The organism is Rhizobium glycinendophyticum (assembly GCF_006443685.1).
Classification (GTDB): Bacteria; Pseudomonadota; Alphaproteobacteria; order Rhizobiales; family Rhizobiaceae; genus Allorhizobium; species Allorhizobium glycinendophyticum.
This window is the reverse complement of the sequence record NZ_VFYP01000001.1, coordinates 244,968-267,749: the sequence shown is the minus strand read 5'-3', so window position 1 is coordinate 267,749 and position 22,782 is coordinate 244,968. Positions and strand designations below refer to the sequence as shown.

The 22,782-nt window shown below is 62.0% G+C and carries 27 protein-coding genes; 9 read left to right on the top strand and 18 right to left on the bottom strand.

Translation table 11 applies throughout. The annotated features are described in order from the left end of the window. Positions 1–8: 8 nt before the first annotated feature. Positions 9–995, bottom strand: a complete 987-nt coding sequence (locus FJQ55_RS01325) for a Gfo/Idh/MocA family protein (protein WP_140825934.1) — start codon at positions 993–995, stop codon at positions 9–11. A gap of 192 nt (positions 996–1,187) precedes the next feature. Here FJQ55_RS01325 and FJQ55_RS01320 point away from each other — a divergent pair, with 192 nt between their 5' ends. From FJQ55_RS01320 to FJQ55_RS01305, 4 genes are all read left to right on the top strand, one after another. Continuing rightward, on the top strand, positions 1,188–1,748 hold the full coding sequence (locus FJQ55_RS01320) for an isochorismatase family protein (protein ID WP_140825933.1): 561 nt from the start codon (positions 1,188–1,190) through the stop codon (positions 1,746–1,748). A gap of 8 nt (positions 1,749–1,756) precedes the next feature. Further along, on the top strand, positions 1,757–2,725 hold the full coding sequence (locus FJQ55_RS01315; protein WP_140825932.1) for a GlxA family transcriptional regulator: 969 nt from the start codon (positions 1,757–1,759) through the stop codon (positions 2,723–2,725). Positions 2,726–2,892: 167 nt separating this feature from the next. After that, positions 2,893–3,843: an aldo/keto reductase gene (locus FJQ55_RS01310; RefSeq protein WP_140825931.1), complete on the top strand. Its 951-nt coding sequence runs from the start codon at positions 2,893–2,895 to the stop codon at positions 3,841–3,843. Beyond that, complete coding sequence (locus FJQ55_RS01305) at positions 3,840–4,295, top strand: GNAT family N-acetyltransferase (protein WP_140825930.1); 456 nt, start codon at positions 3,840–3,842, stop codon at positions 4,293–4,295. The genes FJQ55_RS01310 and FJQ55_RS01305 overlap by 4 nt, the downstream gene beginning before the upstream one ends. A gap of 7 nt (positions 4,296–4,302) precedes the next feature. Here the strand turns inward: FJQ55_RS01305 and FJQ55_RS01300 are convergent, their stop codons facing one another. Continuing rightward, positions 4,303–5,193, bottom strand: coding sequence for a LysR family transcriptional regulator (locus tag FJQ55_RS01300; protein WP_140825929.1), 891 nt, complete (start codon positions 5,191–5,193; stop codon positions 4,303–4,305). Between the two features lie 144 nt (positions 5,194–5,337). On the opposite strand from FJQ55_RS01300, the gene FJQ55_RS01295 reads away from it, so the two are divergent. Beyond that, positions 5,338–6,333 carry an aldo/keto reductase gene (locus FJQ55_RS01295; RefSeq protein ID WP_140825928.1) on the top strand — a complete coding sequence of 332 codons (996 nt, stop codon included), beginning with the start codon at positions 5,338–5,340 and terminating at the stop codon, positions 6,331–6,333. 66 nt (positions 6,334–6,399) lie between these two features. Here the strand turns inward: FJQ55_RS01295 and FJQ55_RS01290 are convergent, their stop codons facing one another. Both FJQ55_RS01290 and FJQ55_RS01285 read right to left on the bottom strand, forming a co-directional pair. Next, complete coding sequence (locus FJQ55_RS01290; protein WP_140825927.1) at positions 6,400–7,857, bottom strand: sensor domain-containing diguanylate cyclase; 1,458 nt, start codon at positions 7,855–7,857, stop codon at positions 6,400–6,402. 152 nt (positions 7,858–8,009) lie between these two features. Beyond that, positions 8,010–8,876, bottom strand: coding sequence for a helix-turn-helix transcriptional regulator (locus FJQ55_RS01285; protein WP_140825926.1), 867 nt, complete (start codon positions 8,874–8,876; stop codon positions 8,010–8,012). 210 nt (positions 8,877–9,086) lie between these two features. Between FJQ55_RS01285 and FJQ55_RS01280 the strand changes: the two genes are divergently transcribed. From FJQ55_RS01280 to FJQ55_RS01270, 4 genes are all read left to right on the top strand, one after another. After that, complete coding sequence (locus FJQ55_RS01280) at positions 9,087–9,995, top strand: DMT family transporter (protein ID WP_140825925.1); 909 nt, start codon at positions 9,087–9,089, stop codon at positions 9,993–9,995. Between the two features lie 159 nt (positions 9,996–10,154). Continuing rightward, positions 10,155–11,177, top strand: coding sequence for a ribosome small subunit-dependent GTPase A (gene rsgA / locus FJQ55_RS01275; protein WP_246084997.1), 1,023 nt, complete (start codon positions 10,155–10,157; stop codon positions 11,175–11,177). A gap of 151 nt (positions 11,178–11,328) precedes the next feature. Then, positions 11,329–11,490: a hypothetical protein gene (locus tag FJQ55_RS23390; RefSeq protein WP_167507680.1), complete on the top strand. Its 162-nt coding sequence runs from the start codon at positions 11,329–11,331 to the stop codon at positions 11,488–11,490. Between the two features lie 289 nt (positions 11,491–11,779). After that, the gene (locus FJQ55_RS01270; protein WP_140825923.1) at positions 11,780–12,139 is read left to right on the top strand and encodes a nuclear transport factor 2 family protein; all 360 of its coding nucleotides are present in this window, start codon (positions 11,780–11,782) and stop codon (positions 12,137–12,139) included. Between the two features lie 53 nt (positions 12,140–12,192). Here FJQ55_RS01270 and pheT read toward each other — a convergent pair whose 3' ends face one another. From pheT to infC, 14 genes are all read right to left on the bottom strand, one after another. Next, a complete protein-coding gene (pheT, locus tag FJQ55_RS01265; protein WP_140825922.1) occupies positions 12,193–14,616 on the bottom strand; it encodes a phenylalanine--tRNA ligase subunit beta in 2,424 nt (807 codons plus the stop codon). An 81-nt stretch (positions 14,617–14,697) separates the two neighbouring features. Further along, entirely contained in the window at positions 14,698–14,967 is a 270-nt protein-coding gene (locus tag FJQ55_RS01260) for a DUF2442 domain-containing protein (RefSeq protein WP_246084996.1), read from the bottom strand. Further along, entirely contained in the window at positions 14,964–15,239 is a 276-nt protein-coding gene (locus FJQ55_RS01255; protein WP_140825921.1) for a DUF2442 domain-containing protein, read from the bottom strand. Before FJQ55_RS01255 ends, FJQ55_RS01260 begins: the two co-directional genes overlap by 4 nt. Next, entirely contained in the window at positions 15,214–15,456 is a 243-nt protein-coding gene (locus tag FJQ55_RS01250) for a DUF4160 domain-containing protein (protein ID WP_140825920.1), read from the bottom strand. Before FJQ55_RS01250 ends, FJQ55_RS01255 begins: the two co-directional genes overlap by 26 nt. 44 nt (positions 15,457–15,500) lie before the next feature. Continuing rightward, a complete protein-coding gene (locus FJQ55_RS01245) occupies positions 15,501–15,791 on the bottom strand; it encodes a DUF2442 domain-containing protein (RefSeq protein WP_140825919.1) in 291 nt (96 codons plus the stop codon). Between the two features lie 84 nt (positions 15,792–15,875). Continuing rightward, positions 15,876–16,961 (bottom strand): phenylalanine--tRNA ligase subunit alpha, encoded by a 1,086-nt coding sequence (gene pheS, locus FJQ55_RS01240; protein ID WP_140825918.1) that lies wholly within the window; start codon positions 16,959–16,961, stop codon positions 15,876–15,878. 1 nt (position 16,962) lies between these two features. Beyond that, the gene (locus tag FJQ55_RS01235) at positions 16,963–17,829 is read right to left on the bottom strand and encodes a lipopolysaccharide kinase InaA family protein (RefSeq protein WP_140825917.1); all 867 of its coding nucleotides are present in this window, start codon (positions 17,827–17,829) and stop codon (positions 16,963–16,965) included. Between the two features lie 107 nt (positions 17,830–17,936). Continuing rightward, positions 17,937–18,341, bottom strand: a complete 405-nt coding sequence (gene rplT, locus FJQ55_RS01230) for a 50S ribosomal protein L20 (RefSeq protein ID WP_140825916.1) — start codon at positions 18,339–18,341, stop codon at positions 17,937–17,939. A 39-nt stretch (positions 18,342–18,380) separates the two neighbouring features. Further along, complete coding sequence (rpmI, locus tag FJQ55_RS01225) at positions 18,381–18,584, bottom strand: 50S ribosomal protein L35 (protein ID WP_054151415.1); 204 nt, start codon at positions 18,582–18,584, stop codon at positions 18,381–18,383. Between the two features lie 143 nt (positions 18,585–18,727). Next, a complete protein-coding gene (locus FJQ55_RS01220) occupies positions 18,728–20,077 on the bottom strand; it encodes a sensor histidine kinase (RefSeq protein WP_140825915.1) in 1,350 nt (449 codons plus the stop codon). Then, a complete protein-coding gene (locus FJQ55_RS01215) occupies positions 20,074–20,739 on the bottom strand; it encodes a response regulator transcription factor (RefSeq protein ID WP_140825914.1) in 666 nt (221 codons plus the stop codon). The genes FJQ55_RS01220 and FJQ55_RS01215 overlap by 4 nt, the downstream gene beginning before the upstream one ends. A 3-nt stretch (positions 20,740–20,742) precedes the next feature. Continuing rightward, positions 20,743–21,288, bottom strand: coding sequence for a PepSY domain-containing protein (locus FJQ55_RS01210; protein ID WP_140825913.1), 546 nt, complete (start codon positions 21,286–21,288; stop codon positions 20,743–20,745). 146 nt (positions 21,289–21,434) lie between these two features. Then, on the bottom strand, positions 21,435–21,950 hold the full coding sequence (locus FJQ55_RS01205) for a hypothetical protein (protein WP_140825912.1): 516 nt from the start codon (positions 21,948–21,950) through the stop codon (positions 21,435–21,437). Positions 21,951–22,149: 199 nt separating this feature from the next. Beyond that, a complete protein-coding gene (gene infC, locus FJQ55_RS01200) occupies positions 22,150–22,686 on the bottom strand; it encodes a translation initiation factor IF-3 (RefSeq protein ID WP_244474700.1) in 537 nt (178 codons plus the stop codon). Between the last annotated feature and the right edge of the window lie 96 nt (positions 22,687–22,782).

Sequence of the window (22,782 nt, the reverse complement as noted above, 5' to 3'; positions counted from 1 at the left end):
GCCTTCGCTTACACCGTCTCCCAGCCGTCCTTGTCCGCAGCGCGATAGATCGCGTCGATCAGCTTCTGGTTGGCCTTGGAGCTTTCCAGCGTCACGACCTCCCCCTTGGTGCCGGCCACGGCGCGGGCGAAGGCTTCCGCCTCCAGCTTGTACTGGCGGCTGTCGGGGAAGCGGAAGATCTGCGAGACATTGTGGCCACGATTGGTAAGCTCGACTTCCTCGGCACCCCAGCGGTCGGCGTTGAAAGGCGACTTCACCTCAATGAAACCGTCCGTGCCATGGAAGACCATCAGCTGGCGGTTGGCCATCTGGGTGGCGACATAGAAATTCAGCTCGAAATCAGCGAAATCCGCCTTCACGCTCGCATAGATGTCCGTGCCGAATTGCGGATCGCGCTCGATGGTCGACTGGACGCGGACCGGTTCTTTGCCCGTGACGAAGCGGGTGGTGATGGTCGGGTAGACGCCGATATCCGGCAGTGCACCGCCGCCGAGCTCGGGGATGTTGCGCATATTGCCGGGGTCACGGTTGTAGTAGGTGAAGGAGCCCTGAACCATCTTCAGCGTGCCAATGGCCCCTTCGGCCAGAAGCTCGCGCACCTTCAGCCAGACCGGTGCATAAGTCACCATATAGGCTTCCGTGATCAGGACCTTGTTGCGGTCGCGGGCTTCGATGATCGCGTCGATCTCGCCCGCCTTCAGCGCGATCGGCTTTTCACACAGCACATGCTTGCCGGCATTGGCCGCCTTGATGGCCCATTCGACATGCTGGCTGGTCGGCAGCGGAATGTAGACGGCGTCGATGACGTCGGAAGCCAGCATCTCCTCGTAGGAGCCGAAGGCATGCGGCACGGAAAAGCGGTCGGCCATTTCACGGGCACGGGCCAGATCACGGCTTGCAACGGCCGTCACGACGGTGTTTTCGGCATCCTGGATGGCCGGCACCACGAGTTCACGACCGATCTTGGCCGTCGACAGAATTCCGAAACGCAGCATCTCAATCCTCCCTGAAATCATCGGGCCGGACATTAGGGGAAGCACCGGCGGGGCGCAACGGCGTTCGCTGACGAGGCCACGCGAATACGGAAAGCATGATGGCCGAAAATGTCCGAATTTCGTCCGGAGGGCGCATGGTAGCTGCAATGAAAGGACTTATGCTAAGCTTCATCGCAACGACAGGAGACAGATATGTCCGCTCAAGATACCGCCCTCATCGTCGTCGACGTTCAGGAGAGTTTTCGCCAGGCGCCCTATTGGGATGCATCGGAACTGCCCGCCTATCTCGCCCGCCAGCAGGCGCTGATCGATGGGGCAAAGGCGGTCGGCATGCCGATCGTCCAGATATTCCACGTCGATACGGACGCACCCTTCACGCTCGAAAGCGGCTTGGTGCGCGCGCTGGAGGAAATCACGATCGATCCCGACGTTACCTTCCACAAGGGTGTACATTCCGCGTTGGTCGACACCGGTCTTGAGGCGTGGCTGCGCGAAAAGGGCATCCGTCGCGTCATCGTTTCCGGCATCCGGACCGAGCAATGCTGCGAAACCACGAGCCGCCATGCGTCCGATCTCGGTTTTGATGTCGACTTCGTCACCGAGGCGACCCTCACCTTCCCGATGACGCATGCATCGGGCCGAGTCTTCACGGCTGACGACATCCGCATCCGCACCGAACTGGTGCTGTCGGGTCGCTTCGCCCGCATTGCCACTGTCGAGCAGGCGCTCGGCACCCTTTCCGTCGCCGCCTGAGAACTGCCATGGACGTGATCCCGGTCTTCATCCTCGTTCCGCCCGACACCCTGCTGATCGACATCGCCGGTCCGCTGGAGGTGCTGCGCTATGCGAACCAGGAGCAGGACCGGGTCCGTTTCGACTATCGCTACATCTCGGCAAAGCCCCGGCAGCAGACCTCGATCGGGCTTGTTCTCGACGGGCTGGAGCCTCTGCCCGACAGCCTGCCGGAGAATGCGATCCTGATCATTTCCGGCAGCCTAACGGTCGGCATTGCCGAGATGGCGCGGGAAGCGGAGCTTAGGACGCTGACGCGCTGGCTTGCAGGCACGGTTCGCCCCGACACGAGGCTTGCGACCATCTGCTCTGGCGCACTGCTCGCCGCCGCCGCCGGGCTGATGGAAGGTCATCAGTGCACCACGCATGCCGAGTGCCTGGACGAACTGCGCGCTCTTGCCCCGACCGCGAGCGTGCTGGAAAACCGTCTCTATGTCGAAGACGGCAATCGCTTCTCAAGCGCTGGAATTTCCACCGGCATCGACCTGATGCTGCATCTCGTCAGCCGCCTTGCCTCGCCTCAAGCCGCACTTGCAGCCGCGCGCAAGATGGTCATCTATCTCAGGCGCAGCGGCCAGGACCCGCAGATGTCGCCCTGGCTATCGGGCCGCAATCACATCCACCCGGCAATCCACCGCGCTCAGGATGCAATCATGGCCGATCCGGCGCGAGACTGGTCGCTGCCGGGGCTGGCCGAGATCGCGCATTTGAGCGAGCGGCACCTGTCGCGGCTTTTTCGCGAGCATGTCGGCCTGTCGGTCGTCGACTACGTCAACCTGATGCGGGTGACACTTGCCCAGGAACTCTTGAAACAGTCCCGGCTCGATATGGAAAACCTCGCCCATCGCGCAGGCTTTACCTCGTCGCGGCACATGCGCCGGGTCTTTGCGCAGCATCACGGACTGTCCCCCAGCGCCTTCCGCAAGACGGCGGACTGAGCGCCGGGACACTGGAAAGCGGCACCGATCGGCCCATATCGATACCATTCCCAGCCGCTTGAACCATTTCGTTTCTGAACCCATCAAAGCTTTTGAATGGTGCCTTCGGCTGACGCTTGATAGCGTCCCCACAAGTTTTCGTTCCCCGATCCGTATTTGAGGCTCCCATGCAGAAACGTGCTCTCGGCCGCACCGGCCTTTCGATCGCCCCCGTTATCTTCGGCGGGAATGTCTTCGGCTGGACCGCCGACGAGAGGACCTCCTTTGCTCTCCTCGACCGCTTCGTCGATGCCGGCTTCAACACGATCGACACAGCGGATGTTTATTCGTCCTGGGTTGATGGCCATGTCGGCGGAGAGAGCGAAGCGATCATCGGCAAATGGCTGGCGCGGGGCCATGTACGGCGTGAAGACGTGGTGATCGTCACCAAGGTCGGCTTCGACAGTCAGGGGCGCAAGACCGGGTTGTCGCCAAAGTGGATTGGCGAGGCCGTCGATGCCTCACTCAAGCGTCTCAGCACTGATTACATCGACCTTTATCTCGCCCATAAGCCGGACGAGGAGACGCCGATCGAAGCGACGCTGGAAGCCTTCGGCCGACTGAAGGACGCCGGCAAGGTTCGCGCCATTGGCTGCTCGAATTATGATGCCGTGCAGTTGAAGGCGAGCCTTGATGCTGCCGCGAAGGCTGGGCTTCCCCGCTTCGACGTGCTGCAGCCCGAATACAATCTCTACACCCGTGACCGATTCGAAGGCCCGGTCCGGGATCTCTGCCTTGCCGAGGAAATCGGCGTCATCAGCTATTATGCGCTCGCGGCCGGCTTCCTGACCGGCAAATACCGCAAGGCCGAGGACACGACCAATTCCTCTCGTGCCTACCGGGTCGGCGACTATATCAACCCGCGCGGCCTGCGCATCCTTGATGCACTCGACGCGGTTGCCGCTGAAACCCAGACCAGCCCTGCGACCGTGGCCATCGCCTGGGTCGCCGCACAGCCCGGCATTACCGCCCCGATCGCTTCGGCCACCAGCCTGCGCCAGCTTGATAGCCTGATTGCGGCCGGTCGGCTGACGCTCTCGGATGCACAGATCGCCCAGCTCAACGAGTCGGCCGCATGAGTGTTTCAGCCGCCGTCATCCGCGACGCCACAGCTGCCGACGAGACTGCATGGCGCAATCTCTGGGGCCAGTATCTTACCTTCTACAAGGTGGACCTACCTGACGATGTGACCGCGCACACCTGGACCCGCATTCTCGACGCTTCGTCGCGCGTCTCCATGCGCGTGGCGGAGGTCGACGGGGTGCTGGCGGGTTTCGCCATCCATCATTTCCATGATTCCACTTGGGTGAAGACGCCAGATTGTTATCTGGAAGACCTGTTCCTGAACGCGGCTTTTCGGGGTCGCGGCATCGGCCGGGCTCTGATCGACGACTTGATTGCGATCAGCAAGGCCAGGGGTTGGTCGCGGCTTTACTGGCACACCGACCGGGGCAATGAGACAGCGCGCAAGCTTTACGACACCTATGCCCCCGAAGATGGTCACGTGCGCTATCGACTGAAATTCGGCTGACGCCTAGTCATCCGCGCCAGCGGAAGAAATCGATAAAGGCCCGCAGGGCCGGGCGCATCTGGCGGCGGGTGGGGTAATAGATCGAGAAGCCGTCGAAGGGCGGGCACCAGTCTTCGAGAACGCGGATCAGTCGCCCCTCTTCGATGTCCTCGTGAACGCGGGCGTCGAAGATATAGGCGAGCCCAGCCCCGTCGATCGCGGCACGGCGCATCAGGGTCTGATCGGAGAGGATGAGGCTGCCGCGCACGTCAACGGAGAGTGCGCGGCCGTCCTTTTCGAACTCCCAGCGATAGATGCTGCCGCTGGAAAAGCGTCGGCGGATGCATACTTGCGCGGCCAAATCGCGCGGATGCGACGGCCGTTCATGCTGCTCGAAATACACAGGGGCGCCCACGACCGCGCCGCGCCACGGTCCGCTGACACGCACGGCCACCATGTCCGCCTCCAGGTGCTCCCCCAGTCTCAGACCCGCATCGAATCCCTGCTCGACGATGTCCTGAAATCGGTCATCCGTCGCGATCTCAAGCTCGATCTCGGGATAAAGGCGGGTGAATTCGCCGAGGCGTGGAGCGATCACGTCCTGGGCGGCAAGCAGCGGCATGGTAATGCGCAAGGGGCCGGCCGGGTGGGCGCGACCGTCGGAGAGGGCGGTGAGCGCAGTATCGATATCGCTCAGCGCTGGCACCAGCACCTCGAGAAGCCGCCGACCTTCCTCCGTCGGCGCCGCACTGCGGGTGGTGCGGGCGATCAGACGAAGGCCGAGACTGGTTTCCAGCGCAGAGACGGCGTGGCTGACGGCAGATGGCGCTATGCCCAGTTCGTCAGCTGCGGCGCGGAAACTTCCGCGTTTTGCGACACAGGCCAGCACGGCCAGTTGGGAGAGCTGTGTTCGGTTCATTGTTCCAACAGATAGAACAACCCATGAGCATTTGCACCTGTTTTCAGAACTGAGCTGTCGCCCTAGTTTACAGTCTGCCTGCTGTGCCAGCTTTCGCTGCCATGCTAGGCTTCCAGCCAGATCCAGTCCTCGAAGGAGGCCCTCATGCAAATCCGTCGTCTCGGTTCCCTTTCCCCTTCCGCCCTCGGCCTCGGCTGCATGGGCATGAGCCATGCCTATGGCACCAATATCGACGAGGCTTCGGCCCAGTCGCTGATCGATCGTGCCGTCGAGCTCGGCGTCACCTTCTTCGACACGGCCGAAGTCTACGGGCCCTTCACCAATGAAGAACTGGTCGGCAAGACACTGCGCAAGCATCGCGACACCGTGCTGATCGCCACCAAGTTCGGCTTCACCGTCGGCGACGAGGCTAAGGCCGCCCGTCCTTCAGGCCTCGATAGCCGGCCGGAACACGTGCGTGCCGTGGCTGACGCTTCTCTGAAGCGGCTGGGTGTCGAGGTGATCGACCTCTTCTACCAGCACCGAGTCGATCCCGATGTGGCGATCGAGGAGACGGTCGGTGCCATGGCGGATCTGGTCAAGGCCGGCAAGGTCAGGGCGCTCGGCCTATCGGAAGCGAGTGCCGCGACGCTTCGTCGGGCCCATGCGGTGCATCCGATCGCCGCCATCCAGAGCGAGTATTCGCTCTGGACCCGCGATCCGGAGAACAATGGCGTCTTCGACACCTGCCGGGAACTCGGCATCGGCTTCGTGCCCTTTTCGCCGCTCGGCCGCGGCATGCTGACGGGCGCGCTGAAGGATCTCGGCAAGCTTGGCGCAAACGATTTCCGCCGTGGCCTTCCGCGGTTCGACCAGGAGAATTTCGACGCCAATCTGGCGCTCGTGACTGCGCTGGAAGCAATGGCTGCCGACAAGGGCGTGACTGCCGGCCAGCTGGCGCTCGCCTGGGTCCTCGCCCAGGGCGATTTCATCGTGCCAATCCCCGGCACCACCAAAATCGCCAATCTGGAAAGCAATGTCGCGGCCACCGAGATCATGCTGTCGCCGCAGGACCTGGCTCAACTCGGCGCCATCGTGGCGCCCGACAAGGTGGCCGGCGCCCGCTACAATGAGTCGATGGCGAAGATGGCCGGTCGCTAACTTACCAAGAGAAGGCTGCTCCAGGAGCCCTGCCTCGTTCAAGCATCAAATGGAAGCGGCGCGCCCTCAGCTTCGGGCGCGGCGCCCCTCGGCTGTCGACTTTCCGGCGTAGAAGGACCGCTTGTTTTCATACATCGCGTCGTCGGCGCGTTTCATCAAAGCTTCCATGCTCTCGCCCGGCTCGCTCGTCGCCGTGCCGATGGAGATACTGAGTGCTGCATCCGAATAGAACTGGTTGTTGATCTTCAGGATCTCGTGGATCGTCTCCACCATGCCCTGGGCCGCCTGCTGATCCGCGCCCGGCATCAGCAGGGCGAATTCGTCGCCGCCGATGCGCATGGCATGATGCGGCGCCTTCACCACGCTGTTCAGTACTTCGCCGAAGCGACGCAACAATTGGTCACCGGCATCGTGCCCGCGCTCGTCATTCGCTTCCTTCAAACCGTTCAGGTCGATCACAATGGCAGAGACCGGGCGCAACGACTTGCGCTCCAGGCGGTTCAGTTCGTCGGTATAAAAGGCGCGGTTGTGCAGCTTGGTCAGGATGTCGTGCTTGCCGAGATATTCGAGATAGGCCTCGGCCTTCTTGCGCGCGGTGATGTCGGTGAGCGCCACCTGCACCCGTGACCAGTCACGCTCGTGGCCGGGGAAGACGGCAAAGTTCAGCAGGATATGACGCACGTTGCCGTCGAGGGCGTAATTCACCACTTCACGGCTGTGGAACAGCCGGCCATCCCAGAGGTCGATAAGTTGCTCTCGGAACGGCTTTTCCATCTCGTCACGAAAGATCTCGCCCTGCCGCATCAGCAGGGTGTGGCGATCCGGTGCACCGAAGAGATCAAGCGTCGCCTGATTCACGTCGAGAACGCGAATCTCGGACATGCATTGCCGGACAAACTCCGGATGCACATCGGTAAAGACCCGGAAATCCTCGATACCGCGGGAGCGGACGTCTTCGATCAGGTTGCGAATGCTGCTGAAGTCCTCGATCCAGAGCGAGACCGGGGAATGTTCGAAAACCCCTTCGGCATAGCGGCGGTTTTCGAGTTCGGCCCGGCGGGCGTCTTCCCGATCGGTCACGTCCTCGGTAGTGACGAGCACCTGCGTCAGCGTCTCCTCATGGCCAGGCAGAACGGAACCGCGCAGCTGGATGTCGAGCCGCCGGCCGGTCAGCGTGTAGTTGGCGGTGGCGCCGACGAACTCGGTCTTGCCATCCCAGAGATCCGTCAGTTCGTTGATGTGGGTCTCCCACATGTCGTCGCGGAAGACCTTGTCGAGATTGCCGGAGAGTTCCTCGAGATCGGCGGCCTCGAAGAGTTCGAGCGTCTTGCGGTTCACCTTCAGAATGCGGATTTTGGCCGAGCATTCCGCCACGCGCGATACATCCTGCTTCAGGAAGTTGCGAAGATCGGTCACGCCGCCCGCACGCCAGGTGTCAAACTGCGCCTTTACGCCGCTGAAGTCCTCGATCCACATCGCGATTGGCGCGAGTTCGAAAATGTTCGCGTCCACGGAATTGGTCATGAGTTTGCCTGCCTGAACATTCATTGCGTCATGAAAATTTGACGATGGTTATGCAACGCACCCTAGGCAGAGTTGATTAAGGCAACCTTGCGCCGCAAGGGCAGAATCCGCCTCATCATGGATGTGTTCGGGTGAACAGTGCGTTCAGTGGCCTAGTTTGAGACGATGCAACCCCGATAGGCAGACGGCGTCGTTCCGGTCACCGCCTTGAACATGCGCGTCAGGTGGCTCTGGCTGCTGAAGCCGCAGGCAGTGGCGATCTGGGCGATCGGCTGGACACCGGCCAGCATCGAACGAGCGCGGTCGATGCGCCGGTTGAGGATGAAGCCATGGGGCGAGACGCCGCAACTGACGCTGAACATGCGCTGCAGGTGGAATTCACTCAAACCCGCAAGGGCTGCCAGGTCCTGCAGCGTGATGGTTCGGTCGAGCGAGGCGTCGATAAACTCGACCAAACGCCGACGAACCACGGGGGTAAGCCCGCCGCGCAGCGTCACCGCTTTCTCCCCGCCATAGCGGGGGTCGAGGAAGAGATGACCGACGGCGGTTGTCAGCGCCTGTTCCGCCAGGAGCCGTTCCCCGCTTCTCGTCGCCGCGGCCAGACGCCCCAGCGCAGCGGTAAGCTGCGGGGCTTCATCGAATGTCGTTTCGGGGATCACCATCAGCCTGGCATCGCGATCGAAGGTCTGCGAAAACAGCCGCCGTAATTCATGATCCGAGACGTAGAGATGGACGAATTCGAAGCTGTCGGTGATCTCCCACTCGGATGAGGCGCCCTCCGGCATGATGCAGAGCGCACCCGGCCAACCTTGAATGGAGCCGGCATCAACACGGCGGGTGCCGTCCCCACCGAAGAGGTAACAGCTGAAGGTGTGGCCGTCGGTGCGCTCATAGCGCATGCGGTCGTGGCTATTGCGCCAGATGGCACTTGCTCTACCCTCGCCGAGGTCAAGCGTATCCAGCCGCTCGGCACGGGACGAGGCGGACAGCGAACCAAAGACGGATGAGGCATGCAGCATGGAGACAATCCAGTGATATCGCAGGCATCCTAGCGCAAGACAGGGCTTGCGCCACCACTGCTTGGCCAAGACGGCACCTTAAGGCGCAGTTCGCCGCAAGATCGTGCAAGAACTTCGCGCCAAATGCGCGTTGAAGTCAGCGCCAAGGCTCCCGCGCGGCGCTTGTACGCATTTTGCGTCCATCCGCTTTCAGACATGGAATGACACCCGATGACGAATTTCCTGCTGTTTTCCTCAACCGTCTTGATCTGGGGTACGACCTGGATCGCGATCGCGCTTCAGATCGGACCTGTCCCGGTACTGGTCTCGGTGTTCTACCGCTTCGCCACCGCCGCGCTCATTCTGGCCGCAGCCCTTGCCATCACAGGACGGTTGAAGGTGCCGACGCTGAAACAGCAGCCCTTCATTCTCGCTCAGGCGCTCTGCCTGTTCTGCTGCAACTTCCTCTGCTTCTACCACGCCGCAAGCTATGTGCCCTCCGGCCTGATCTCTGTCGTCTTTTCGCTGGCGACCATTTACAACGCCGTCAATGCCCGCCTCTTTTTCGGCGACCGGATCAGCTCCCGCACCCTGATCGCCGCAGCACTCGGCGCCACGGGGCTGGTGCTGCTCTTCGGGGTCGACATCCTGTTCACCCTTAACCCCGACAGCTGGAAGGGCATCGGCCTCTCAGCTTTGGGCACCCTGTTCTTCTCGCTCGGCAACATGGCCTCGCGGCGCAACAGCGCCTCCGGCATCGCACCGATCACCGCTAATGCCTGGGGCATGAGTTACGGGGCGTTTGCCCTGTTGCTGCTGATCGCGGTCACCGGCACCCCGATCATCGCGCCGCCGACGCTGACCTATTTCGCCGCCATGCTCTATCTCGCGGCCATCGGCTCCGTCGTGGGCTTCACCACCTATCTGATGCTCGTCTCACGTATCGGCTCGCAGAAGGCGGCCTATGCCACAGTGCTCTTCCCCGTCGTCGCGCTGACGCTCTCGACACTCTACGAGGACTATCACTGGACCTTGCTTTCAGGCCTCGGCCTGCTTTTGACCCTTGCCGGCAATGCCGTGATGTTTGCAAAGCTGCCGGCGCGCAAAACAATGCTCGGCCCGGATAAGCAGCCCGCCTGACCAGAGCCCTGCGGGACAGTCTGTCCTTGGCGATGAAATGAGCTGACGCGCAGATTTCCCGCGTCAGCGCCCACGTTCTGCGCTATGAGGACTGACCGATCCCCGACCTGCTCAGGAAAGCCAGACCATGTTCTCCTCTCTCCAGATCTGGGTCCGCCCTTGACGCGGCTGACCGACACGGCCGCCCTCGACCGGCTGGGCTTCGACACCTTCTTCGCCGAACAGGTGGGGCCTGACGAAAGCCATCTGCTCGTGCGCCGTATCTCGTCGGTTCACCGCGACCGGGTCGACGCGATCGATGGCAGCGGCCCGGCTGACCTGGAGCTTGCCCCGAATGCCAATACGGCCGACTATGCCGTCGGCGACTGGGTGCTGGCCGATCCTCATACCCGCCTCATGGTACGACGCCTTGAGCGCCGAACCGTCTTCCAGCGCCGTGCTGAAGGCGTCATCGGTCACCAACTTGCCGCCGCCAACGTCGATACACTCTTCGTCGTCACCTCCTGCAATGCCGACTTCAACCCGGCGCGGCTCGAACGCTATTTGATCATGGCGAACGAAGCGGGCACCCGGCCGGTGATCGTGCTCACCAAGGCCGACATGGTCGACGACGCCGAGACTTATGCCGCTCAGGCGTCAGCCCTGCAGCGGGATCTGTCGGTGGTGATCGTCAATGCCCGTTCGCCAGACGCCATAGACCCCTTGATGCCCTGGTGCGGACCGGGGCAGACGGTCGCGCTGGTCGGTTCGTCGGGTGTCGGCAAGTCGACGCTGGTCAATACGCTTTCGGGCCCGGGTGCCGGAGAGCCGCAAAAGACCGGCACCATCCGCGAACAGGACGCCAAGGGACGCCACACCACCACGGCGCGCTCGCTGCATGCGATTGCCGGCGGCGGATGGGTGATCGACACCCCCGGTATCCGTACGCTCTATGTCAGCGACGTCACCGACGGTATCGACACGTTGTTTGCCGAAATCACCGAACTTGCGCCGCATTGCAAGTTCCGCGATTGCAGCCATTCCCACGAAAAGGGTTGCGCCGTGCAAGGCGCGATCAAGGGCGGCACGCTTGATCCTGACCGCCTCGACCGCTGGCGCCAACTTCAGGCGGAGAACCGCGACCGGACCCCGGTCTTTACCGGGCCGAAGGGCAACAAGATGTTGCGGAAGAAGAAGTATTGAGCTTTGGGCTGGTGATCCCTACATAGCGCCATAGGCGACGCCCTTCGCACGCGTCGCATCCGCTCGCCACCGACGAGCCCTTCTTCCCCGTTTACCGCGACATCTAGGGCTTCGGCATCCTGCCGGGGCATATTCCGAATTGGAGACCAGCATGGCAGACGAAAACACCGCCCCCGTGGCGCCCAAGGGCTATGAGCCCATCCCCTTCGCCAAGAAGCATCGCATCTCGGTCGAAGACGCCAAGGCGATCCTTGCCAAGCATGGCAGCGACCGCAAGTCCGCTGACAAGGAAGGCCGCCGCGTCAGCCTCTGAAGCTGACCCACCGTTCAGGCCTCGACATGTAAGAAGCTCTTCCCCGAATACAGGGGAAGGGCTTTTTCTTGACTGGATGACAATCCGGTACTGCCGGAACCGGATCAGACGCGCACGGCTCAGCAAGGCAGCCTATGCCCCGACTTGTTGCTGCCCCAGACGTTCAAGGGGTCCGTTTCGCCCGGTGACCGCAACCGTGTAAGCCGACGGCGAGGCCAGAGAAGCCTGACCCACTTCAGCCGGAAGACGCGGTGTGATAAGTTGCAGGCAAAACCAGGGGGCTTGTGCGATGACAGACGAGCAGGCGGTCCGTAATCTTGCATTCTCTTACGTGCAGGCAATGGCCTTTGGCGACGAAGGCCAGCTCCGCACGGCATTCCATCCGGATGCAGCCATCATAGGGAACTATCAGAACGCTCTGGAATGGCTCAGCCTCGATGCCTTCATTGAGGCCATCCTCGCCGAAACACCCGCCGCGCCCGGGTCGACACCTCTCTGCGACGTGCAATCCGCCACCCTGATCGGAGATACCGCATGCGTGACGGTTATTGACGAATTTGCGGGGCTCCGCTTCACCGACATCCTGTCTATGGTGAAAGTTGCCGGCAACTGGAAGATCGTCAACAAGGTCTACTACATCCATCCCTGACGGTGCAGGATGAGAAGAGCGAGCGCCAAACAGCGCTCGCTCTCTTTCTTTAATCAGGCGCGGAGCGCACCACCGGTCGACTTCTCGACATTGCCGACGATCTTCTTCGTCAGCGCGTCGAAATCCTCGTCGGTCAGCGTCCTGTCGGCCGGCTGGATCAAGACTTCGATCGCCACCGACTTTTTGCCCTCGCCGACGGACGCACCCTCGAAGATATCGAAGACGTTGACGCCCGTGATCAGCTTGCGGTCGGCGCTCGTCGCTGCCTTGATGATCGCACCGGCTTCGACCGCCTTTTCGACGACGAAGGCGAAGTCGCGCTTCACCATCTGGAAGGGCGAGAGCTCGAGTGCGGGCTTGGTGCGGGTCGCCTTCTTCTTCGGCTCAGGCAGGGCATCGACATAGATCTCGAAGCCGCACAGCGTGCCGGAGACATCGAGTGCTTCCAGCGTCTTCGGGTGGAATTCACCGAAGGTGCCGAGCACGACCTTCGGGCCGGCCTTGATCGTGCCGGAGCGGCCGGGATGATACCATTCCGGACCGCCTTGCTCGATCTGGACATTGCTCATGGGAATGCCGCAGGCTTCGAGCACGGCGAGTGCATCGGCCTTGGCGTCGAAGACGTCGACCGGCTTGCCGCCACCCTTGGCCTGATTGGACCACATGCGGCCGGCACCGGCGATCGAGGCCGTGCCACGACGCACGCCACCGGCGACGCGGCGCTGCGTGTCGGGCGTGTCGCCTTCATAGGTGCCGGAGACTTCGAAGATCGCGACGTCGCCATAACCACGGTCGGCATTGCGCTGGGCAGCGGTCAGCAGGCCCGGCAGCAGCGAGGGCCGCATGTCGGACATATCAGCCGCGATCGGGTTGACGAGCTTGAGCTTGTCGCTGCCACCGCCGAAGAGCTTGGCATGCTCGGCCGAGATGAAGGACCAGGTAACCGCTTCCAGCATGCCGCGCGAGGCGAGCGCCCGGCGGGCAGACCGCGTGCGGATCTGCAGCGTGGTGAGGATCTTGCCGTTGACGGAGCCGGTCGGCGGCAGCGGTTCCGGCTTGATCTTGTCGACGCCGAACATGCGCATGACCTCTTCCACCAGATCCGCCTTGCCATCGACGTCAGGACGCCAGGAGGGAACGGAGACCTTGGCCGACGTCTCGTCGCCTGACAGAATCTCGAAACCGAGTGCCGTCAGGATCTCGCGGGACTCCGCGTTGGAAACGGTCAGACCCGTCAGGCGCTTGACTTCCGAATAGGGGAAATCGACGACCTTCTTCTGGTGCCCCTTGTAGCCCTCAACCTTGGCTGCTGCTGCCGTGCCACCGCACATCTCAAGCACCAGCTCGGTGGTGCGCTCAAGGCCCGGCACCATATATTCCGGATCAACGCCACGCTCGAAGCGGTAGCGTGCGTCCGTAATGATGCCATGGGCGCGGCCGGTCTTGGCGATGTTGATCGGATCCCAGAGCGCGGACTCGATCAGCACGTTGACGGTGTTGTCATCGCAGCCCGAATGCTCGCCGCCCATGATGCCGCCGATCGATTCCGGGCCGTTATCATCAGCGATGACGACATTGTTCGGGTTCAGCTTGTAGGTACGGGTGTCGAGCGCGAGGATCTCCTCGCCCTCCTTCGCCCGACGGACGACCAGCGCGCCCTTGACCTTGTCGGCGTCGAAGACATGCATCGGACGGCCTTGGTCGAAGGTCATGTAGTTGGTGACGTCGACGAGCGCCGAGATCGGGCGAAGGCCGATCGAGAGCAGACGCTGCTGCATCCATTTCGGGCTCGGGCCGTTCTTCACGCCGCGCACGAGGCGATAGGCGAAGCCGGGGCAGAGATGGTCTTCGAGCTCGAGCTTCACCTGATGCGGGGTTTCTCCCTCGACCTTGAAGGCTGGCGCCTTAGGCGCCTTGAGCTTGCCCAAACCGGAAGCAGCCAGATCCCGCGCGATGCCGAAGACCGAGGTGCAGTCCGGACGGTTCGGCGTCAGGTTGATTTCGATGACCGGATCGTCGAGGCCAGCGTAAGAGGCGAAAGACGTACCAACAGGCGCATCCTCGGGCAGGTCGATGATGCCGTTGTGGTCGTCGGAGATGTTGAGCTCCTTTTCGGAGCACATCATGCCATGGCTCTCGACACCACGGATCTTGCCAACGGACAGCGTGACATCGATGCCCGGCACATAGGTGCCCGGACGCGCCAAGGCACCGATCATGCCAGCGCGGGCATTCGGCGCACCGCAGACGATCTGCACCGGCTTGCCGTCACCGGCATCGACGGTGAGGACCTTGAGGCGATCGGCTTCCGGATGCTTTTCCGCCGTCAGGATCTTGGCGATGACGAAGGGCCTGTAGGCAGCCTTGTCGTCGACGTCCTCGACCTCAAGGCCGATGGCGGTCAGCCGCTCGCAGATTTCCTCGAGCGAGGCCTCGGTTTCCAGGTGATCCTTCAGCCAGGAGAGTGTGAATTTCATTGGACTTTCTCGTCTTCCTCAATGCGCCAGCCGCGCAAATTCCAAATTCCGTCGCGATGTCTTCGATCGTCTGCGCGTCTATCAGGCCGCCTTGTCGGGTGCCTTGGCCCCGGGAGCCTTGACACCTAGAAACATGCTTTTCACCGAGATTCCCTCATCGACCTTCGTCCACCAGATGCCTTCGTACATTAGCTCAATCTCGTTCAAGCCCTGCTCATCGAGGCCAGACAAAAACGGGTACCACCAGAGAGGTGCGGAGATCGTGCGCCCATCGGCAAGCGTCACATGCACCTCGTCTTTTGTGCACCATGCTTTTACCGGACGCATTTCCTCGGTTTCAAATTCCGTCACGCCGCCTTCTCCGGCGCTTTGGCCTGCGGATATTTCCAGCCAGCCAGCATGCCCCGGATGGACAGATCCTCATCGACATCCGGCCAATGCACACCTGCCAGCATAAGCTCGATGTTGTTTCGCTGGGCGGGCGTCGCTGCGTAAAGGCTGGGATACCACCACAAAGGAGTGATCACCTCACGTCCATCCGCGAGCCGCACGTGAACATTGTGAAGGTCGCACCACGCCTCAACCGGCCGTTCGTTTTCAGGATACAGACTTGGCGAACTCATTCCATGCCTCCACAAACTGCCCGTGGTGATCCTCGACGACATCCATAATACGTCTCAGATCTGCGGTATTAAACCCCTTGGCCTCGACCAGTTCGATTGGTTCGAGCCAGATTTTCGCCGTGCCGCCGTGCCCGGTGACATGGATATGCCGAGGTTCACCCATATCGAACCCATAGAAATGGAAGCGGAACCCATACTTGCGAAGGACCGTCGGCATTACCTCACCCCTTCCACAATATCCTTCAACTGAAGGGCCTAATCCTACTGTCTCGTTCCCATCTGCATCTTGCCCGAAGCGTCCAGCGGTCGCGCGCCCGACGCCTGTCTCCCGAGGAGCATGCTGACCACCGTCACATCGAGATCGATGTCGGGCCAATGGATGCTCGACGGCATGAATTCCACGTTGTTCCGCTCCACCGGCAGCGCCTCCTTCAGGGGCGGGTACCACCAGACCGGAACGCTGACGATACGACCGTCCGTCAGTTCCACATGCAAGAGGTCGTCATCGCAAAGCAGATCGACCGGGCGCATGTTGTCGAGATGTTCAATCACGTCGCATTGCCTTCATTCACCGGGATGGGGCAGCCTCCAACCGCCCCCTCCATCTGGCCGTCACTGCGGCCACTCAAGCCCAGATTAACTGCTCAGACCGCCAAACAGCGTCGGTACATCCAGCGGGCGGAAGCCGTAGTGGCTCATCCAGCGGACATCGGCGTTGAAGAAGTCGCGCAGGTCCGGCATGCCGTATTTCAGCATGGCGATGCGGTCGAGGCCCATGCCCCAGGCGAAGCCCTGGTACTCGTCCGGATCGAGGCCGCCTGATCGCAGCACGTTCGGGTGAACCATGCCGCAGCCGAGGATTTCCATCCAGTCCTTGCCTTCGCCGAACTTGACGATCGGGCCCGAGGAGCGGTCGCACTGGATGTCGACCTCGAAGCTCGGCTCGGTGAACGGGAAGAAGGACGGGCGGAACCGCATGGTGACGCTGTCGACCTCGAAAAAGGCCTTGCAGAACTCTTCCAGGATCCAGCGCATGTGGCCGACATTCGCCGTCTTGTCGATGACGAGGCCCTCGACCTGGTGGAACATCGGCGAATGCGTGGCATCCGAGTCCTGGCGATAGGTCTTGCCGGGGATGACGATACGGATCGGCGGCTTCTGCAATTCCATGGTGCGCACCTGCACCGGCGAGGTGTGCGTGCGCAGCACCTTGCGCTCACCCTTCTCGTCCGGCTGCAGGAAGAAGGTGTCGTGCATTTCGCGGGCCGGGTGGCCTTCCGGGAAGTTCAGGGCCGTGAAGTTGTAATAGTCGGTCTCGATATCGGGACCTTCGGCGATCGAGAAGCCCATGTCGGCGAAGATCGCGGTGATCTCGTCGACGATCTGGCTGATCGGATGGATGCGGCCGCGCTCGGCCGGCGACGAGCGCACGGGAAGCGAGACATCCAGCGTCTCCGCCTTCAGGCGGGCGTTGATCGCCGCATCCTTCAGTGCCGCCTTGCGGGTGGTGATCTCATCGGTGATCTCGTTCTTCAGCGCGTTGATCGCGGCACCGCGCGTCTGGCGCTCTTCCGGCGTCATCGTGCCGAGCGTCTTCAGGAGTTCCGAGACGGACCCCTTCTTGCCGAGGGCCGCCACGCGCACCGCCTCGATTGCGGCTTCGTCGCCGGCTGCTCCGATCTCCGTGAGCAGCTGTGCCTTCAATGCGTCTAGTTCAACCATCTCATCCTGCCTTGGCGATACCCGGGCCATCCACCGCAATCGGGGGGACCCTCATCAGAAATTCCGTTGCCATGATAAAGCGTCGCAGATCACTACCCATGTGCAGGCGGCCAATCAACCGTGCGAGCGGCAAAATTCGGCTGATCAGGGCCGTCAACCGGACCAATTCGACGCGGGCCGCTTTCGGCGCATGCGCGAGCCAGGCCTGCAAGGCGGCGGGACAGGTGGTGTCCGGGCTGAGGGCCAGCGCGGTCACCACCAGGAAGTAGAGGAGAACGTCCCGCGCCTGCGCCACGGCGAGCGGCATGACCGAGGCCGGATCCTCTTCGAAGTCCATGAAGCCCACCCCGTCTTCCTCCAGGAAGAAGTCGCGCACATGCGGCCGGCCGTGGCTGAGCCCTGCGGCATGCACCCGGCCCAGGGCATCGGCCACCTTGACCAGCAGAGCATCGTGTGATGCCGGATCGGTACGCTTCAGCATTTTCATGCGACGATCGATCGTCGGACCGACATCGGACATCACCATGGCGGTCGCCGAGGCATAGACAATCTTGGGAACCGGGAATCCGGCGTCGGCAAAGGCGCGGATACGGGCGAGCTCGCGGGCCTGCATGGCCTCGGGCGAGAGCTGCGGGGACGGCCGAAGGACGGGAAGGCGAAACAGTCCGGCGAAAAGGCCCTGCAAGGCCACCAGCGGCGGCAGGGACTTGCTGCCCTGGCGCTTGATCCAGACGGTCCGGCCTTCCAGTTCCAACCGCTGCACGCGGCCGTCGCTCTGCATGATCGCGCGCAGAAGCTCGCCGATCTCGTCATTCCCGAGGTCGATGTCGTGCCCGCCTGTCCTTTCCGGCCCATCCGGATATGCCATGAAAACCCCATCCGCGCGTCACGTCATACGCGCATTTCATACGGAAAAACCCGCGCTGGCGGTCCAGCGCGGGTTTCCCAATAATTCAACCGTTCGGGAAGCGCTGGTTACTTGACCGCGCTTTCAAACTCGTTGGCCGTGCCGGCGTCCTTGAGGTAGGCGAGTGCCTTCTTCGAAGCGTCTACGAGCTTCGCGAAAGCGGCCGGCTCATGGATGGCCATGTCGGACAGAACCTTGCGGTCAACTTCGATACCAGCCTTGTTCAGGCCGTCGATGAAGCGGCCGTAGGTCAGGCCGAATTCGCGGACGGCTGCGTTGATACGCTGGATCCACAGAGCGCGGAAGTTGCGCTTGTTAACCTTGCGGTCGCGGTAGGCGAATGCCTTCGAACGATCGACGGCAGCCTTGGCTGCGCGGATCGTGTTCTTGCGGCGGCCGTAGAAGCCCTTGGCTGCCTTGAATACCTTGTTGTGCTTGGCGCGGGAAGTTACGCCACGTTTTACGCGTGCCATGTCATGATCTCCTTAATTGATCCAAAAGCGCAATTGGTCTCAGAGACCGTTGGGCAGGTAGTTCTTGATGACCTTCTTGCCATCCGGTTCTGCCAGAACCATCGTGCCGCGGGCGTCACGAATGAACTTGTTGGACCGCTTGATCATGCCGTGGCGCTTGCCGGCGGCAGCTGCGAGGACCTTGCCGGTGGCGGTGATCTTGAACCGCTTCTTGGCAGCCGATTTCGTCTTCATCTTGGGCATTTTGCTACTCCATTGTTCTTGTATCGAAACAGGCTGACGAATGCCCGTTTTCAAGCATAAAGAACGGCCACGGCATGCCCTGCCGGACCGTTCGGACGGGCGCTTATAACCGCGGAGGGGGAAAAGCGCAACTGGGCAGCAGTTTATTCTTTTACGGAGCGGGTCCTGCGCGAGGTGCGCGTCGGCATGCTCAGCGTCACCTTCAATCCGCCGAGGGCAGATCGAGCAAAGGAAAGGCCTCCGCCATAGGCAGCAAGAACGTCGGCGCTGATTGCCAGTCCGAGACCGGACCCTTCGCCGTCCCCCAGATGCACCCCGCGCCCGGCAATCTCGGCCAGCCCTGCCTCCTCGACACCCGGCCCGTCGTCTTCGACAACAAGCCGGACAGCCGCCTCGTCTTGCGCGGCCGATACGCGGATCACACCTCGGGCAAAGCGGGTCGCATTGTCGAGAACATTGCCAAGTGCCTCGGCCAGATCCGCCGGGTCCATGTCGGCCGTCAATTGATCATCCAGCCGCACATCCCAATCGATCCCGCGGGCGGTGGTAACCGGCTTCAGCACCGAAACCAGCTTGCCGGTCAGCGACGCCAGCCCCGTCTGCGTCATCTGTTCGACACCGAGGCGCGCCGATTGCAGCTGCCGGTCTGAACGCTGGCGGATGAGGTCGACCTGCTGGCGGATCATGGCCTTTTCAGGCCCCGGCAGGCCATCCGCCACATGCAGCAGAACGGTGAGCGGGGTCTTCAAGCCATGGGCAAGGTCGCTCGCTCGCGCTCTGGCCCTTTCGACAGCCGTTTCGCGCTCCTTCAGCAGTTGATTGAGTTCGAGCACCAAAGGCTTCAGTTCCGTCGGGCCTTCGCCCTCGAACTGGTCGAGCGAACCTGCCCGCACCCGAGCAAGGTTTGCCTGAAGACGCGACAGCGGTGCAAGGCCGATGCCGATCTGGAGGAAAGCCGCAGCAAGAAGAACGGCGGCGGTAGCGATCAGCATGCCGGTCATCGAGCCGTGATACTGCGAAATCGCATCGTCCAGCACCTTGCGGTCAAAGGCCGCAAGAAGCGTGAAGGGACGATTGCCTTGCCCTGTCTCCACCTCGATCTGTCTGATGTCGACGAGGATGGGCGCGCCGTCCGGCCCCAGCGTCTCGCGAAAACGATAGGGGCCATCATGCAAGGCAGCCAGCGACAGCTCCACATCCCAAAGCGAGCGCGAGCGGATGACCTTGCCGTCCTTCGGGACAACCTGCCAGTACAGGCCGCTCCCCGGGAGGCCGAAACGCGGATCACTCGGTTCATCGGTCACCACAGCGTCAGCGTTGCGGATCTCGATGCTCGCCGCGAGCTGGTCCATGATCGCCGACATATCGGAGCGATAGCGTTCGGCTGCATAGGTGGAAAAGACACGGCTGAGGCCGAAGCCGACCAGCAGCAGCACAAAGGCAATCGCCAGCACGGCGCCTATCACGAGCCGCAGACGCAGCGATTGCATCATGCGCCGTCGTCCGTCAGCGTGTAACCGAAGCCGCGGCGGGTCGCGATGGCGAGCGGGTTGGTCTTGCGACGAATGCGAGCGATCATGGCTTCGACGGCATTTTTAGCCGCATCGTCGTCGCGGCCCTGCACCTGCCGCGCGATCTCCAGCGGATCGAAAACCCGTTTCGGCTCCGCGATCAGCATGGACAGCAGTCGATATTCGAGCGGCGTCAGCTCGATCGGCCGGTTTTCATAGGTGACGCGACGGGCGGCATCGTCGATCACGAAACCCCCGGCCGACGCCGTCGTCTTCCCACGACCGCCGGTGCGCCGAAGCAGCGCCTTCAACCGTGCCAGCAGTTCTTCGCTGCGGAACGGTTTTGGCAGATAGTCGTCGGCACCGGCCTCGAAACCGTCCACCCGCTCCATCCAGGAACCCCGCGCAGTGAGGATCAAGACCGGCGTTTCGACACCGGATACCCGCCACCGCTTCAGAATCGACAGGCCATCCATTCCCGGCAGACCAAGATCGAGTACGATCGCGGCGTATTCGCCGGTTTCACCTTCCGCCCAAACGTCCGGTCCCGTCGCCAGATGGTGCACGACGAAGCCTTCTGTCTCCAGCTTCGAGCGGGTAAATTCGGCAATGGTTGCGTCGTCTTCAGCCAGCAGGATTCGCATCGCTCACCATCCGAACAGGTTCAGGCGCCGACCCGTCGCGGCATCGAATTTTAGGGTCCGAACCTTTGCTCCGCTCTGAACCTTCAAGGTGTAGAACGGATTGCGCGCGTCAAGATTGAGATTGACGGCGATAACGCGCCCCTGATGCGTGTCTTCAACCTGCTGCAGGATTTCGCGCAAAGGCCGGATGCGCCCCCGACCCACCGCATCTCGAGCACGCTGATGATCCGGGCTCGAACTCAAACCGCCGGGACTGTCATCCCCGGCACTATCTTCGCCATCATCATCGCCGTCGTTATCATCATCGTCACCGGAATCGTCATCGCCCCCGGAACTGCCGCTACCGCTACCGCTGTTGTCGTTGCCGCCGTTGCCGCTGCCACTTCCTCCGCTACCGCTGCTGCCGTTACCGCTTCCTCCACCATTGTTGCCGCTGCTGCCGTTGCCACTCCCACCGCTGCCGCTCTTCGCGGCAGCATCCGGCGCCGGCGCAAGTGCCGTCACGAAGGTGGAGGAGAGAAGCATGAGCAGAAAACGTCGGCGATCCATCACGGGCTCGATTTCGGTAAAGGACAAACCTAGCGCGGCCACATCGGCTCGCCAACTGGCAAATGAGCAATCCCCGCCCGGTGGGGGCCGGGCGGGGTAAAACGACAATGAACCTGCGGCGGCCGGCCATTGCCGTTCATAGGACATTAGGGAGTAGGAATGACCGTCACGCCCGTGAGCGTTCCCTTTGGCGCCCGCAACTTTATCTCGGTCTTTCCGTGTTCCTGCTCGATCTCGAAAGCGAGCCGCACGCCATTCTGGTCAACCGGTATCATCGTCCCGTTGACCAGACCCTGAAGTTGCGCCTGGTTAACGATCAGACGGATCTCGTCCCGATTGCCGCCACGGCCCTTGCCGGTGTCGTCGTCGCCATCGTCCTCAGCTCCGTCGTCACCATTGTCATCGCCAGCATCATGGTCCGGGCCGTCATCGTCGGAAGAATTGTCGGAGGAATCGTGACTGTCGTCATGGCTCGATCCGCCGCCGGAGTCGTCGCCACCGCTGTCGCCGCCGCCATCATCACTACCGCCGCGCGCCAAGGCCTCTTGGTTGAGGAGGGAGGAAAGAGAGGCTGGCGCCACCGCACCAAGGGGCGCAAGAATGGCAAGCGCGAGTGCCGCCGTGCCGGATACGAGCAGGGTACGCCGGGCAAGGGTCGTCATTCCTAGTTCCTCCAGAGACAAATATGCCTTCGTGAGGAGATCATGCACCGATCTGGCTGACAGACAGCCTGCGGCTTCTGTCAGCGTTCTGTCAGGAAAACAAGGCGCAGAGCCGATCGGCACAGTTGGCATGAAAAAAGCCGCCCATAAGGCGGCTTTGATCTGTGGCCCGATCAGCGGGTCGGACGGTGGGCTCAGCTCACTTCGGAGCGAGCACCATCATCATCTGGCGGCCTTCGAGCTTCGGCTCGGCTTCGACCTTGGCAATGGTCAACGTGTCTTCCTTGACCTGAAGCAGAAGCTTCATGCCAAGTTCCTGGTGGGCCATTTCGCGGCCGCGGAACTTCAGGGTCACCTTGACCTTGTCGCCTTCTTCGAAGAATCGGTTCATCGCCTTCATCTTCACCTCATAGTCATGGGTGTCGATGTTGGGGCGCATCTTGATTTCTTTGACTTCGACGATCTTCTGCTTCTTGCGCGCTTCCGCCGCCTTCTTCTGGTTGGCGTATTTCAGCTTGCCGAGATCGAGGATCTTGCAGACCGGCGGCTCCGCATTCGGCGAAATCTCGACCAGATCCAATCCGGCCTCTTCTGCCATACGCAACGCCTGATCCGTCGGCACGACACCGAGGTTCTGGCCTTCTTCGTTGATCAACTGGACCTTGGGTATGCGAATTTCTCGGTTGGAGCGCGGCCCGTCCTTCACGGGGGCATCGGTCTTAAACGGTCTGCGAATGGTCGTATTCTCCTCGAACTGTTTCGATATGCGAGCAGGCCCGGCCCGCGCACATACGCGTGACAGGGCTATGTGATACTTGCGTCGGCGGAGTCA

Coding starts and splice junctions, on each gene's coding strand:
- FJQ55_RS01325 (WP_140825934.1), bottom strand. CDS start 995: ATGCTGCGTTTCGGAATTCTGTCGACGGCCAAGATCGGTCGTGAACTC.
- FJQ55_RS01320 (WP_140825933.1), top strand. CDS start 1,188: ATGTCCGCTCAAGATACCGCCCTCATCGTCGTCGACGTTCAGGAGAGT.
- FJQ55_RS01315 (WP_140825932.1), top strand. CDS start 1,757: ATGGACGTGATCCCGGTCTTCATCCTCGTTCCGCCCGACACCCTGCTG.
- FJQ55_RS01310 (WP_140825931.1), top strand. CDS start 2,893: ATGCAGAAACGTGCTCTCGGCCGCACCGGCCTTTCGATCGCCCCCGTT.
- FJQ55_RS01305 (WP_140825930.1), top strand. CDS start 3,840: ATGAGTGTTTCAGCCGCCGTCATCCGCGACGCCACAGCTGCCGACGAG.
- FJQ55_RS01300 (WP_140825929.1), bottom strand. CDS start 5,193: ATGAACCGAACACAGCTCTCCCAACTGGCCGTGCTGGCCTGTGTCGCA.
- FJQ55_RS01295 (WP_140825928.1), top strand. CDS start 5,338: ATGCAAATCCGTCGTCTCGGTTCCCTTTCCCCTTCCGCCCTCGGCCTC.
- FJQ55_RS01290 (WP_140825927.1), bottom strand. CDS start 7,857: ATGACCAATTCCGTGGACGCGAACATTTTCGAACTCGCGCCAATCGCG.
- FJQ55_RS01285 (WP_140825926.1), bottom strand. CDS start 8,876: ATGCTGCATGCCTCATCCGTCTTTGGTTCGCTGTCCGCCTCGTCCCGT.
- FJQ55_RS01280 (WP_140825925.1), top strand. CDS start 9,087: ATGACGAATTTCCTGCTGTTTTCCTCAACCGTCTTGATCTGGGGTACG.
- FJQ55_RS23390 (WP_167507680.1), top strand. CDS start 11,329: ATGGCAGACGAAAACACCGCCCCCGTGGCGCCCAAGGGCTATGAGCCC.
- FJQ55_RS01270 (WP_140825923.1), top strand. CDS start 11,780: ATGACAGACGAGCAGGCGGTCCGTAATCTTGCATTCTCTTACGTGCAG.
- pheT (WP_140825922.1), bottom strand. CDS start 14,616: ATGAAATTCACACTCTCCTGGCTGAAGGATCACCTGGAAACCGAGGCC.
- FJQ55_RS01255 (WP_140825921.1), bottom strand. CDS start 15,239: ATGAGTTCGCCAAGTCTGTATCCTGAAAACGAACGGCCGGTTGAGGCG.
- FJQ55_RS01250 (WP_140825920.1), bottom strand. CDS start 15,456: ATGCCGACGGTCCTTCGCAAGTATGGGTTCCGCTTCCATTTCTATGGG.
- pheS (WP_140825918.1), bottom strand. CDS start 16,961: ATGGTTGAACTAGACGCATTGAAGGCACAGCTGCTCACGGAGATCGGA.
- FJQ55_RS01235 (WP_140825917.1), bottom strand. CDS start 17,829: ATGGCATATCCGGATGGGCCGGAAAGGACAGGCGGGCACGACATCGAC.
- rplT (WP_140825916.1), bottom strand. CDS start 18,341: ATGGCACGCGTAAAACGTGGCGTAACTTCCCGCGCCAAGCACAACAAG.
- rpmI (WP_054151415.1), bottom strand. CDS start 18,584: ATGCCCAAGATGAAGACGAAATCGGCTGCCAAGAAGCGGTTCAAGATC.
- FJQ55_RS01220 (WP_140825915.1), bottom strand. CDS start 20,077: ATGATGCAATCGCTGCGTCTGCGGCTCGTGATAGGCGCCGTGCTGGCG.
- FJQ55_RS01215 (WP_140825914.1), bottom strand. CDS start 20,739: ATGCGAATCCTGCTGGCTGAAGACGACGCAACCATTGCCGAATTTACC.
- FJQ55_RS01210 (WP_140825913.1), bottom strand. CDS start 21,288: ATGGATCGCCGACGTTTTCTGCTCATGCTTCTCTCCTCCACCTTCGTG.
- FJQ55_RS01205 (WP_140825912.1), bottom strand. CDS start 21,950: ATGACGACCCTTGCCCGGCGTACCCTGCTCGTATCCGGCACGGCGGCA.